This window comes from Sulfurovum sp. (assembly GCF_049668085.1).
GTDB lineage: Bacteria > Campylobacterota > Campylobacteria > Campylobacterales > Sulfurovaceae > Sulfurovum.
In genome coordinates this window covers 1-13,144 of record NZ_JBATIY010000109.1, presented here as the reverse complement: position 1 = coordinate 13,144, position 13,144 = coordinate 1, and the positions used below count along the sequence as shown (strand labels likewise).

Here is a 13,144-nt window from a genome sequence, read left to right as displayed (position 1 = left end):
GTCAACAACACAGTGACCCAAATCAAACCAGAAGTAGTCTATACTCCGCATAGTCGTAAGATAGTTGATCCAACCAAAAAGGATCTCTCTTTATATGATAGGCTTCATCAAAAAACACTTTATCTTTGTGCTTATGGAGCAGAAGAGTGGTCACCTAATGTACTGATACATACAGCTTTTTTTGATAAGAAAGTTGTCTATACTCCCATCCTTGGAGATGTCTCTTCTAAACGAGAAAAATACAAAATCATAAAAGACAAACTCTATATATCCCAAAAAGGTGTTTTTGATCCGGAAATGTACAGCAACATAGAGAAGATAACAGATGATTATTATCTCATTTCAACATGGATAGGAAAACGTAAACTCACTAGCATCCGTTACTATTTTGATCTTGAAAAAGCTGAAGAGTATGTACAAACCCTTAGATAAAAGGTTTTAATTCCAAACAAATCAAATATCCAATGTATGATAGTTTATGGGGAGCGGCTAAGGCTCCCACTTTATTATTAAAGCTATATAGCCTTATGGACAAACCTCATCTAATGATGGAAGCTCATTACAAGTATTATAGCTATCATATGCTTGTCCATTAAGAGATACATCCACACTTTCGTCAGAATTAAAGACCATTTTTATATCTGAACCATTCCCAAGTATAGAGACTTCACCTGCAATAGGACAATAACCAGGCATTACGAGTGCTTGCGTTGTTTTTACTTCAATCCATGCACTTATACAACTTGTTTTTACCAAACCATTTATGGTGAGATTATCACCAGTGATTGTTGCTGTATAATCTTTTAAATCCATTCTATTAACGCCATCTGTAGAATAACCAGTGATTGTTATACTTAGGTCACTATTATATTCATTGAGATTAACGATTGCATATTCATAGAAGATAATATCATCAAGCATTTGTATTTTTAACCCTATAAATTCAGCAATGTAGTTTGTACCATCGATTGTCAGTTCCATTGTTCCGTCTATAGTTACATCAGATTCCACACATTCATTAAATGTAATTGTCCCTTCCTCTGTTATATCGTCGACATTATATGTAACTGTACCACCTCCTGAACATGCTTCTGTACCAGTTACTATTGCAGATATTTGCAAATCAGTAGATATCGTTTTAGCATATTGTGTTATTATCGAAGTACTTTTTGCTACAGAAGAACTAGTTGATAAAAGAGGAATATCCTCAATATCCATTGCTCCTGATATTGAACCAATGGCAGATGCCACGACTGCATCAGCATTTTGCTCAGTAATTGTTACAAGTTCAGAAGGTATCTCACTATCACTACTTCCTCCCCCACATGCACTTAGAAAAAAGGCAGCGACACCAGTTAGTAAAATCGTTGTTATTTGTTTCATTTTAATCTCCTTAAATTTTAGTATAGAAAAGTGTATCATTACTTATGTCATATTTATGTCATAATTTGCTTTGACTGGAAGAAAGAAGATTAAGTTGAAGATAGATTGGTGGAGCATAACGGGATCGAACCGATGACCTCTTCGCTGCCAGCGAAGCGCTCTCCCAGCTGAGCTAATGCCCCAATATTAAGAAGTGAACAAGAGGTAGAAAGCCTACCTCTTCCAGGTTATGAACGTTCTGTTATCTCAAGTAGATGATAACCAAACTGTGTTTGTACTGGACCATGTACTACACCTACTTCATCGTTGAAAACAACTTTATCGAACTCTGGTACCATTTGACCTTGACCAAATCTCCCTAACTCTCCACCTCTTGCACCTGATGGACAAGTAGAGTTCTGCTTTGCTGCTTCTTCAAAAGTGATCTCTCCTGAATTTATCTTCTCTTTAAGTTCTTTACAGAGTGCTTCGTCGTTTACCAATATATGTCTTGCTGATGCTGTTGCCATTTTTACGTCCTTATTTTGTTATTTTCTTGAATTAAATGTACAAATTTATATACTATTTTTCCTTGATGTCAAGTAAAATATTATAAACCTGCCTCGAAAGCAACCAGTTCACCCTTTTTCAATCTAGGTATGATATCTGTTCTTATCTTGCGTATGAGAAAACTCTTTTTTTCAAACGGTATCTGTTGAGAAGATGCGATACTCTTTAACTTTAGATCATAATGCTTAATGAGAAAATTACGTAGTACATTATTGAGCTCATCTTCACTCATCACTTCCAAACTGTCATCCACACTGAGTCCTACCAAACCGGGGTGATCATTTTCACCATTAATAAGGGCTGTAAAAAGTTCTGTATAGCCACCTAACATATTGATATCCATCACACTTAAAACATTATCTATAAGATTTGGATTTTCAATGAGTGTTTTTAAGATACTTAGTTGTGCCACATCATCTCTTTTTTGAGAAAAACTCTCCCTTGCCCTAGCAGGGTTTGTCTCTTTTCCAAAAAATGATGGTGAAAGTCCCAACACGGTCGCTGCCATGGGGATATACGCATCTTTGATGATCTGGCTCAGTGTATCAAGATATTGTTTTACTGCCCCAAAAGCAGCCTCTTTAGCTCTAGGATCATTGAGATTATACATAGAAACGATCATCTCTAACACGAAAGGTATGAGAGGTTTAGCCTCACGAAGCAACTTTGCCACTGTCTCACTCTGCCCTTTGGCTATGAGGTCCGCAGGATCCTGTCCGTCAGGGAAAAGTACAACACCTCCATCAAATCCTGCCACCGATAACATCTGGGCCGCTTTAAGTGCTGCAGCGACACCGGCTTTATCCCCATCATACGCCAAGATCACTTTAGGATCTCCTTTACGTAACAGTGGTAAATGTTCTGTTGTCAGTGCCGTACCCATTCCTGCAACCGCTTCTTTAAAGCCCGCCTGATGAAACATCACTACATCCAGATACCCTTCGCAGATGATGATCTTTTTGTTTTTATAAATACTCTCTTTTGCCAAGTGATAGCCATATAGAAGCCGTGACTTGTTAAAAAGTTTTGTTTGCGGGGAGTTGATATACTTTGCAGGATGATTCGTAATGGTCCGACCACCAAACCCGACCACTGATGCACTGGTAGAGTAGATAGGAAAAGTGATCCGCTCCACCAAACGTGCATAATACCCACTGCCGTTTTCGCTTTGTGCGATGATTCCTGCTTCGGCTGCCGTAGGTAAAGGAAGTAAGGCACGTTGTAAAAACTGCATCACTTCCTGTCCGCTTGGCACATAACCTATCTCAAACGTTTCAATGGAATTTTGGGATATCCCTCTGTCAAGCAGATATTTCATAGCTGTTTCATTGTGGTTAAGATTTTTTACATACCATTGCCCCACGGCTTCAAGTACACGCTTTGCATCAGAGTAGTCAGAACTTCCTTTGCTATAAGTCAACGAAAAATTATTCATAGAAGCAAGTTTTTCTATAGCTTCAGGGTAAGAGAGCTTTTCCAACTCCATCACAAACTTGATACTGTCTCCTCCTACACCACACCCAAAACAGTGATATATCTGTTTACTTGGGCTTACAACGAATGAAGGGGTTTTTTCTCCATGAAAAGGACAGTTTGCTTTGTAGTTTGCTCCTGCTTTACGTAATTCTATAAAGCTACCAATCACATCTACAATGTCAATACTGTTTTTTAAAGATTCTATCGAGGCATTATCTATCATTCTAAAATTATATCTAATTAGATATAATTTAAGGACGTAAACAGAGTAAAGCTCACGTGACTTGTTACTTTGACCTTTTACCCATAGCTTTTACATCTCTTAAGGATTATTTTGGAACATATATTACCTGCATATAATGACCCACTTTTCAGTATTATGCTTATTGTCGTCATTTCACTTATTATTGCTCTTGTTACCTATGGATGGGGCCTGCATAAACAACAAAGAGAAGAAGGGAACCTCCTTAAATTTTTAGAGAAATTCGACACCTCTGAGTGTGCATTGGAAACAACGGAAATGCCTTTTGAACCTCATATGCTTAAGCCGCTTGCACTCCTTGCAAAAGCATTTGAAAATACAGGGGAGTATCATAAAGCCATTAGTATTTATCTTTTTCTTATAAAAAATATTTCACACGATTCAGGAAAGATGGAGCTTATGGAACGTCTTGGCAAGACCTATCTTCATGCTGGCTTTCTAGAGCGTTCCAAGTCTATCTATACAGAAATATTACGCAAGAAGCCTCGTAATATAGCTGTACTTTATGAACTAGGTATCGTGTATGAGACCATGCAAAAATACGACAAGGCAAGAGAGATCATAGGACCTCTTAATATACTTGGAGAAGAGACAAAATCATTTGAAACATTTTTGAACTTTTCTGAACTTCTTACAAACAAAACTATGCCTATAACGGATAAAGTAGCTATGCTCATGAAACTCTTAAAAGAAGATCCGAGTCTCTATCGTCCCATAGTCAAAGCACTCCTACAGCTTGATACCAAAAGTGCATGGGAGATCATCGATCCTGAGCGTATCAAAGAGCTTCTTGATGTTCTTTGGTTCTTACCGAATTCACAACTCGATTTAGATATAATCACCTCAAATAAAAAGCTGCAAACGCTTTACTATGCAAAAGGTTATCTGCAAGAGCCCATTATCCAAAGTGGTATCTTTAGTCTAGATATGTTGGCTACAGCAAAACAAAATGGCTTTGAAGAGGGAGACTTGCTTTTCTCTTATCTGTGTCAAAAATGTAAACAGAGTTTTCCTGTGTCTTTCAAGCGCTGTCCAAATTGTATGGCCATAAATTCTGTTAAAGTTGAGGAAAAAATTGCAAAATCAAGCCCGAAAACAGATTACTCTTTACTCTGATGGTTCCAGTCTGGGTAATCCTGGACCTGGTGGTTACGGAGGTATCCTGGAGTTTAAAGGAAAGCGCAAAGAGTACTCTGGCAGTGATGCCCATACGACTAACAACCGCATGGAACTTCAAGGTGTAATTGAAGGTCTGAAGCTCCTTAAAGAGCCTTGTGATGTAGAGGTCATCTCAGACAGCTCTTATGTGGTCAAAGCCATCAATGAGTGGTTAGAAGGATGGGTAAAAAAAGGCTTCAAAAAAGTCAAAAATGTAGACTTGTGGGAAGCATACCTTGAAGCCGCTGAACCTCATAATATCAGCGGTACATGGGTACGAGGACATAATGGACATCCTGAAAATGAACGTTGCGACGAACTGGCCCGTGATGAAGCAGAAAGAATAAAGTTAACATTATAAGATCGTGCCAGTACGATGAGCTTTCTGCTGAAGAAAACACAGCGTTCAGAAAAAATTTAGTTTTTTTCTAAGTTGTGCTTTAGCACTAAAGCGTTGCAAATTGGGCTTTGCTCACATTGCGTTATAATAATAACGGATAAAATTAACACTATAGGAGAAATTTATGAATGATTACAGTCATCTAGAAGAACGACTGAACTATACATTTAAAAACAAGCAATTGATTATTGAGGCTTTGACACACAAAAGTGACAAAAAGCCTTACAATAATGAGCGGCTTGAATTTTTGGGAGATGCAGTACTTGACCTCATTGTAGGAGAGTATCTTTTTTCTCGATTCCCAAATTCAAATGAAGGCATACTTTCAAAGATACGTGCTTCACTTGTCAATGAAAGCGGCTTTACACTTTTAGCAAGAAAACTTGATCTGGGGTCTTATATCTACCTTTCATTGGCAGAAGAGAATAACAACGGACGAGATAAGCCTTCATTACTTTCTAATGCATTTGAAGCGATCATCGGTGCGATCTATCTTGAAGCCGGTTTAAACGTAGCTAGAGAAATATCCATCAAACTATTAGAAGAGAGTCACCCTAAAATAGACCTTGATTCTCTTTCAAAGGATTACAAAACTGCCTTGCAGGAACTCACACAGGCAACACATGGTGTAACACCTAATTATACGCTATTAGACTCTTCGGGACCAGACCATAAAAAAGAGTTTGTCATTGCGGTAGTACTAGATGAAAAAACCATTGCGACAGCAAAAGGGAAAAGTAAAAAAGAAGCACAACAAAAAGCAGCTGAACTTGCATTAAAGGAATTAAAAGCATGAATACCTTTGGGAAAAAACTAACCCTCACCACATTTGGTGAATCTCACGGAAAAGCACTTGGGTGTATACTTGATGGTGTACCGGCAGGTCTTAGTATAGATGAAGCATTTATTCAAAGTGAACTGGACAGAAGAAAGCCTGGTAAGTCAAAACTGGAAACCGGTCGTAAAGAAGATGACAAGTTTGAGATCCTTTCTGGTACCTTTGAAGGTGTAAGCACAGGGACACCTATAGCTATGATCATCTTTAACACCAATCAAAAGTCCAAAGATTATGATAATGTGAAAGATCTCTTTCGTCCTGGACATGCAGACTTTACCTACTTTCACAAATATGGGTTAAGAGACTACCGTGGTGGTGGAAGAAGTTCGGCTAGAGAAACCGCTGCACGTGTGGCCGGTGGTGCCATCGCAAAACTGATGCTGAAAGAGTTGGGTGTTTCGATACAAAGTGGTCTGTGTGAGGTAGATGGCATCAAAGGGTCAGTACAAGATTTTGAATATGCAAAAAGTTCTAAGATGTATGCACTGGATCCTGCCCAAGAGCCTGCACAGGAAGCTGCTATATTGGCAGCAAAAGAGAACCATGATTCTGTAGGAGGGGTAGTCCTTACTACTGCTACAGGTGTACCCATAGGACTTGGTGAACCCCTTTACTACAAACTCGATGCTATACTTGCAGAAGCAATGATGGGTATAAATGCGGCTAAAGCGGTAGAGATAGGTGACGGTGTTGCCAGTACGCATTTAAAAGGCAGCGAAAACAATGATGAGATCACTCTGGGTGGATTTACATCTAATCATTCTGGCGGTATGCTGGGAGGTATCTCCAATGGTGATACTATCATTGTAAAAACACACTTCAAACCTACACCATCCATCTTTCAAGAACAACAGACGATTACTACCAGTAATGAAGAAGTAAAATGTAATCTCAAAGGAAGACATGACCCATGTGTAGCCATTAGAGGTGCAGTGGTTTGTGAAGCCATGATGGCACTTACACTTGCTGATATGACACTTCTTAATATGGGTAAAAAAATGAAACATTTAACTGATATCTACAAAGGCAAATAATGCATAATAAAAAATTAGGGTTTTTGATCCTCGGAATTGTTCTGACTGCAATTGTATATTACCTTATGTCAAATAACATTAGTACAACGAAAGCCTTAGAACAGAACACAAAATTAAAACAACAAGTTAATATGCAACTGACCCAGATGCAAAGCAGTGGATTCAGTATCTTGGACAGAGAAATACAGCAAGAAGAAGAACACTTTGTCATCAGTTTAGATGACCCGCAAAAGGCCACTGTGTTCTTTGCACAAAAAGGACTTCGTATTGACATAGAAGAAGCCGAAGAGCTCAAAGGTTTAAAGGTACGTGTGGATGTATCTTACTTCAATAATGCTATTAGTTTAGACTTATACCCTGTCACATTGCCAATAAATTTAAAAACCATTTTAGCGATAGAAGAGAACAAAGACCTCTCCTCCCAGATCGATGAGATGCTAAAACAAAAAGTATTTTTTATGCATATGAACGTAGACCACAGTGCGACGACCTTCACTGGAAATGTAAAAGACATCAGTGAAACGATAAAAGATGAAAAAGAGATACAGTTAACCTTGCAAGGATATGAATTCTCAGGAGAGCTCAAGGGAGAAAGAGTCACCAAATTCAAACAGACCCTTAATGAGTCTCACCTGCAGATGGGTGATGAGATGGACAGATATATATCCGGTCTAGAGAGTAGCTATGAACTTACAGGTGCAACGACTTATGACTACATTAGTGACTATAGTATCGAAGAGATAAAGATCAATGAAGCTCCTATGGCTGTACTTCATGCAAATAATATTTCTCTACACTCTACATCGAATGTAAAAAATGGCCTTGCCGAAGAAAAGTTCAACATAAAAATGAATAATATTGACATTTTGACTGAAGAAGAAAAAATTGGTATGAAAACTTTATTGCTGGACATGAATATGAGTAATATCGATGTAGCTGCATTGGAAAAACTACAAAAAACAGACTCTAAAAATATAAAGGAGTCTGATGCACTGATAGAAACAATTGTTTCAAAAAATATACACATGGATATCTCAATGCTTTCTGTTGAACAAATGATACTCCATGGTAAAGAGATTCCTGGGTTTACCCTTCACTCCAAAATGGATATTGATCCATCTCTAGATATTTACCAACTAGGGATAAATCCTAAACATGCACGGAATAAAATGAATGGAGATATACATCTCTCCCTATCAAAGGAACTTCTTAATGTCATCAAAGAAGATCCTAAAGCCATGTTAACGTATATGATGTATAGACCTAAAAGAAAACTGGGACAGAGAATCTACCATATTCGAATAGGCAATGGAAAGATAAAAGTAAATGGCAAAACGGTAGACTTTTAGAAAAGCTGAGGGTCATCTAGTCCCTTAACTCTAAAGGTTTGACGGTGAACTTCGCATCGGTCATATTTGAGTAAAGCTTCTATATGGGCCTTTGTTCCATATCCTTTATGTTTCTCAAACCCATATTCTGGGTACTTTTTTGCCATCTCGATCATTTCTCTATCATGTGTGACTTTTGCTAAGATACTTGCAGCACTCACTTCTGCCACTTTCGTATCCGCTTTGATCATTGTACGAATGTTTTCAACACCAAAAGTACTGTTTCCATCGAAAAGGTAATCAACTTCAGATAAATGTTTTTGTATACTTTGTAAACCTGCTTGTAAACATTTAGAGATACCCATTTTATCTACCTCTTGTGATGAAAAAGAGACGATATGATACAATGAGTTTTCAATAACAAGAGGATAGAGTGCTTCACGCCTTTTCTCGGTCAACTTCTTAGAGTCCATTAACCCCTCAATAGGATTTTTCAGCACCACACCAGCGATGACCAAAGAACCAGCCAATGGTCCTCGTCCAGCTTCATCAATGCCACATAAGGGTTTAGCGTTCATCATTCAAAAGAGTAAGGAACTCTTCTCCGTAACGTTCAAATTTGACTTCACCGATACCATGCACCAAAAGCATTGCCTCTTTGTCTTGCGGCACTTTCATACTGAGATCTTTTAATGTCTTGTCTGAAAAGACTATGTAAGGAGGTATGCCTTTTTCAGAAGCTATTTGTGTACGTAGATCACGAAGCTTATCATACATTTCAACATCATAATCATCAAAATAGGTCACTCTTTTTTTACTCTCTGCCTTTTGTACCGTAAGTCTCTCTTTTTTGAGTTCTATTGTATGTTCACCTTTGATCACCTCTACTCCAAAAGATGTCAATTTATAGACTTTAAATTCACCTATCTCTACAGCATTCAGTTCCAATAATTTGTCACCTATGGTCAACCACTGTGCTTTGCTGTACTCATCACCGATACCATAGACAGAAAGGGTATCATGCCCATTTTGCAGTACCCTCTGCTCTTTACTTCCCTTCAATACATCTATCACATAATGTAACCCAAAGTTCTGATCCGTTCGTAAGATGGTTGAGAGCAGCATACGTGCTGCAGTAGTGATGTCTACTTTTTCACTCTCTGGAGCTGTACAATTGTCACATTTGTCCCCACAAATTTCTATCCTATCATCAAAATATGCAGCAATACTCTGATGCCTGCAATTCTCAGAATTAGCGAAACGTACCATACTCTCAAGCTTGTTGAATGCATGTTGTTTATAAGGTGTTTCAGGCAGGTCTTCTATGAACATTTTCTGTTGCACGATGTCTTGTGCAGAAAAAAGCAGGAGTGTTTCAGAAGCTACACCATCCCGTCCGGCACGTCCTATCTCCTGATAGAAGTTCTCCAGTGTCTTAGGCATGGTCATATGGACAACAAAACGAATGTTAGATTTGTCTATCCCCATTCCAAAAGCAATAGTCGCCACCACGATCTGTACTTTATCTGCTACAAAATCAGCATAGGTACTGTTTTTTTCCTTCGTTGGCAGTCCGGCATGGTAAGCCTTGGCTTCTATGCCTTTTGTCTGTAAAAAGTGTGCGACTGCCTCTGTAGACTTTCGTGAAAGTGTATAAATGATACCCGATTCATCTCTATGAAGTTTCAAAAACTCCATCAACTGTTCTCTTCCATCTTTTATTCTGTGTCGCGCATTGATGGTCAGGTTTTCACGGAAAAGTGAGCCTCTTACACGTTTGGGATTCTGTAAACCTAGATTACTAGCGATGTCACTCTCTACTGCATGGGTTGCTGTGGCTGTAAAGGCTGCTATTGGTGTTGTTGCAAACTGCTCTTTGAGTAGAGAGAGACGTCTATAATTTTCTCTAAATTCATGCCCCCATTCACTGACACAGTGTGCTTCATCAATCACAAAAAAGTTGATAGGTAGTTGATGCAAAAGATTGAGAAAATAGGCATTCGTCAAACGTTCCGGTGCGACATAAAGAAGTTTTATCTCACCCGCTCTCAGACGTGTCTCTATCTGCTGACGCTCTTCAAGATCCTGCATAGAAGAGAGCATCTCTGCAGATATACCATTTTCTTTAAGTGCTACTACCTGGTCATGCATCAGTGCAAGTAAAGGAGAGACAACTACAGTGATCCCCTCCATCAAAAGTGTAGGAAGTTGATAACATAGTGATTTACCCCCACCTGTAGGGAGGATCATCAATACATCCTGTTTTTCCAAGATAGCATCAACCACCTCTTCCTGTAAAGGTCTAAAAGAGCTGTGTCCGAAATAGTGTTCAAGCGTTTCTAATTTATTCATAATAAAAGTGTAGCGTGTCTAAGTTCAAAGAGAGTAAAAAAATGTCAAATTGTAATGTTTTTGGAGAAAATGTTACAATTAAAATTGTGCCCTTGTTGGGGTATACTTTTACTTAAAGTTATACCCTACGCCCCATACAGGATGAAAATAATTTTGTTCATTTTTGGGGTCTATTTTATTTTTAAGTCTATTAATGGCAACGTTGACAGCATTATCATTCACGCCGTCACCTTCCGTACCCCATACCTCATCACGAAGAAAATTCCTTGTAAGTGCGTGATCGATATGTTTCATAAAAGTGTGCAGTAGTTTGAATTCAAGGTTGGTAAGCGAAACTCTCTCTCCATCGACCGTAAGCACTTTTTTGACCAAATCCATGGTAAGTTGCTTATACTTGATACGTTCTTGTTTCTGCAAGGCACCTGAACGTTTAAGTAGGGCCTTGACCCTGAGTGTCAACTCTTTTGGAGAAAAAGGTTTATACATATAGTCATCGCCACCTGCGGCAAAGCCCTCTTCAAGTTCAGATTCTTTGTCTTGTGCGGTGAGAAAAATCACAGGGATATCATATCCCATTTCACGTAAGTACGTAATAAATTCACTTCCTTCCATTCCCGGAAGGTTTCGATCTGTAAGTATAAGTGAAGGGTTTTCTTCTTCCAGGAACTGTTCTACATTTTCTGTAGAAAGAAATCCAGTAACAGTATATCCCTCTTTACTCAAATGATACTCTATCAGTTCTAAGATATCTTCTTCATCTTCAATGACTACGATTTCAATATTTCGGTTTTCCATCTGCACATTATAGCACAGGGTTTAGAGTTTTCCACCTATACGTGCAAATAACAATCTTGAAGAAATATCTTCCAAACGATCGATGATCTTTGAATTCTTTCTGATATATTTTAAAAGATTTAACATGTCTTCATTGATCACATGCTCTTTATGCATTACTTGCAAAGCATCTTTTTCTATCATAGAATAAATGTCATCTGTCTTAGAGTTTTCGACATCAATCTTACTGGCTAGATCTTTGATCCTGTCTTTGTCTTCTGTCTCATGAAGCATCTCCACAGTATATTCGAGCGCTTTGATAGTACAACGGTTTATTGAAAGTGATTCCTTTATAACACGTTTCATCTCATCCCCTGATTCCGGGTTACATATCTCCATATTTTTCATATAGTTCTTTTCATTTATAGCAATACGCTGCAAAGAAGAAGTGATCTTCAGGAAACCAACCATTTCTCTAAGATCACTTGCTTCAGGTGTATAAAGTGCAAAGATCTTTAAAATGAGATTATCAACATCTTCTACTTTTGCATTGATCGTTTTAAGTGGTACTTTCACCTGATCAAAGCTTTTAGAGTCACAAGCTTCAATTGCCTGTAGTGCTAACTTTTGAGATATAATGAGATCTTCAAATATCTCAGCAGTCTTTTCTCTCACTTCTGCCAGTTTTTGTTCATTTTTACTTAACATATATTTTCCTTACCCGAATCTACCGGTTATATAATCTTCTGTCAATTTCTCAGAAGGATTCAAAAAGATTTTTTCTGTTTTATCATACTCGATCAAATCACCAAGATACATAAATGCTGTATAGTCACTCAGTCTACTCGCTTGCTGCATGTTATGCGTGACGATGACTACTGATACATCTTTTTTAAGCTCTGCTATCAACTCTTCAATTGCTCCTGTTGAGATAGGGTCAAGTGCTGATGTAGGCTCATCAAAAAGTAGTACCTCAGGCTTAAGTGCAACTGCTCTAGCGATACAAAGTCTCTGTTGCTGTCCACCACTCAGCCCAAGTGCACTCTTCTTCAGTCTGTCTTTCGTCTCTTTCCAAATGGCCGCATCTTTCAATGCTTGTTCTACACGACCTTCTATATCATCTTTGATACCTGCAAGCTTCAAACCATAAGCAACATTATCAAAGATACTCATAGGAAATGGTGTAGGCTTTTGGAAGATCATTCCTACCTGTTGACGCAACTTGATGAAGTCATTCTCTTTTTTAAGATCTAAGATATTTTGTTTCTCGCCCTCACTGCCGTAAAGATTGATCTTGCCTGCATAAGTATTCCCCGGATAAAGATCATGGATACGGTTCATCGCACGTAACAATGTCGATTTACCACAACCACTAGGGCCTATCATCGCTGTAATTTTATTTTTTTCTATAGGAAGATTGATCTTCTTCAATGAAGGCTCATCTACACCTGCATATGTAAAATCAAAATCTTTAATATCCATTATAATGTTATTTTTTGCCATATTATTTTCTGACCTTTTCTATTATTTTTTATTTCTTGTCATATATCTACCTAGTAGATTGATACACAAAACAATGACTGTAAGTAC

The 13,144-nt window shown here is 38.1% G+C and carries 14 protein-coding genes and 1 tRNA gene; 6 read left to right on the top strand and 9 right to left on the bottom strand.

Annotation, left to right across the window (positions count from 1 at the left end; translation table 11 throughout):
• The coding region (locus WBM70_RS07215; RefSeq protein WP_424557826.1) for a hypothetical protein at positions 1-432 on the top strand (432 nt) is incomplete at its 5' end.
• A gap of 93 nt (positions 433-525) precedes the next feature.
• Here WBM70_RS07215 and WBM70_RS07210 read toward each other — a convergent pair.
• From WBM70_RS07210 to dnaG, 4 genes are all read right to left on the bottom strand, one after another.
• A complete protein-coding gene (locus tag WBM70_RS07210) occupies positions 526-1,383 on the bottom strand; it encodes a hypothetical protein (protein WP_424557825.1) in 858 nt (285 codons plus the stop codon).
• Positions 1,384-1,489: 106 nt separating this feature from the next.
• Positions 1,490-1,565: transfer RNA gene (locus WBM70_RS07205), tRNA-Ala, on the bottom strand.
• A 45-nt stretch (positions 1,566-1,610) separates the two neighbouring features.
• Positions 1,611-1,892 carry a peptidylprolyl isomerase gene (locus tag WBM70_RS07200; protein WP_424557824.1) on the bottom strand — a complete coding sequence of 94 codons (282 nt, stop codon included), beginning with the start codon at positions 1,890-1,892 and terminating at the stop codon, positions 1,611-1,613.
• An 80-nt stretch (positions 1,893-1,972) separates the two neighbouring features.
• Positions 1,973-3,631, bottom strand: coding sequence for a DNA primase (dnaG, locus tag WBM70_RS07195; protein ID WP_424557823.1), 1,659 nt, complete (start codon positions 3,629-3,631; stop codon positions 1,973-1,975).
• A gap of 111 nt (positions 3,632-3,742) precedes the next feature.
• Between dnaG and WBM70_RS07190 the strand changes: the two genes are divergently transcribed.
• The 5 genes from WBM70_RS07190 (at position 3,743) to WBM70_RS07170 (ending at position 8,449) form a co-directional block, all read left to right on the top strand.
• Entirely contained in the window at positions 3,743-4,786 is a 1,044-nt protein-coding gene (locus WBM70_RS07190; protein ID WP_424557822.1) for a hypothetical protein, read from the top strand.
• Entirely contained in the window at positions 4,746-5,189 is a 444-nt protein-coding gene (gene rnhA / locus WBM70_RS07185) for a ribonuclease HI (protein ID WP_424557821.1), read from the top strand. Before WBM70_RS07190 ends, rnhA begins: the two co-directional genes overlap by 41 nt.
• Positions 5,190-5,352: 163 nt before the next feature.
• A complete protein-coding gene (gene rnc / locus WBM70_RS07180) occupies positions 5,353-6,024 on the top strand; it encodes a ribonuclease III (RefSeq protein ID WP_424557820.1) in 672 nt (223 codons plus the stop codon).
• Positions 6,021-7,100, top strand: a complete 1,080-nt coding sequence (aroC, locus tag WBM70_RS07175) for a chorismate synthase (protein ID WP_424557819.1) — start codon at positions 6,021-6,023, stop codon at positions 7,098-7,100. The genes rnc and aroC overlap by 4 nt, the downstream gene beginning before the upstream one ends.
• The gene (locus WBM70_RS07170) at positions 7,100-8,449 is read left to right on the top strand and encodes a hypothetical protein (RefSeq protein WP_424557818.1); all 1,350 of its coding nucleotides are present in this window, start codon (positions 7,100-7,102) and stop codon (positions 8,447-8,449) included. The genes aroC and WBM70_RS07170 overlap by 1 nt, the downstream gene beginning before the upstream one ends.
• Here the strand turns inward: WBM70_RS07170 and WBM70_RS07165 are convergent.
• The 5 genes from WBM70_RS07165 to pstB all read right to left on the bottom strand — a co-directional run bounded on the left by WBM70_RS07165 (position 8,446) and on the right by pstB (position 13,057).
• Positions 8,446-9,009: a ribonuclease HII gene (locus tag WBM70_RS07165; RefSeq protein ID WP_424557817.1), complete on the bottom strand. Its 564-nt coding sequence runs from the start codon at positions 9,007-9,009 to the stop codon at positions 8,446-8,448. The genes WBM70_RS07170 and WBM70_RS07165 overlap by 4 nt on opposite strands.
• Positions 8,996-10,780: a DNA helicase RecQ gene (gene recQ, locus WBM70_RS07160; protein WP_424557816.1), complete on the bottom strand. Its 1,785-nt coding sequence runs from the start codon at positions 10,778-10,780 to the stop codon at positions 8,996-8,998. Before recQ ends, WBM70_RS07165 begins: the two co-directional genes overlap by 14 nt.
• Positions 10,781-10,888: 108 nt before the next feature.
• Positions 10,889-11,575: a response regulator transcription factor gene (locus tag WBM70_RS07155; protein ID WP_424557815.1), complete on the bottom strand. Its 687-nt coding sequence runs from the start codon at positions 11,573-11,575 to the stop codon at positions 10,889-10,891.
• Positions 11,576-11,596: 21 nt separating this feature from the next.
• Positions 11,597-12,262: a phosphate signaling complex PhoU family protein gene (locus WBM70_RS07150; RefSeq protein WP_424557814.1), complete on the bottom strand. Its 666-nt coding sequence runs from the start codon at positions 12,260-12,262 to the stop codon at positions 11,597-11,599.
• Between the two features lie 9 nt (positions 12,263-12,271).
• On the bottom strand, positions 12,272-13,057 hold the full coding sequence (gene pstB, locus WBM70_RS07145; protein ID WP_424557813.1) for a phosphate ABC transporter ATP-binding protein PstB: 786 nt from the start codon (positions 13,055-13,057) through the stop codon (positions 12,272-12,274).
• Between the last annotated feature and the right edge of the window lie 87 nt (positions 13,058-13,144).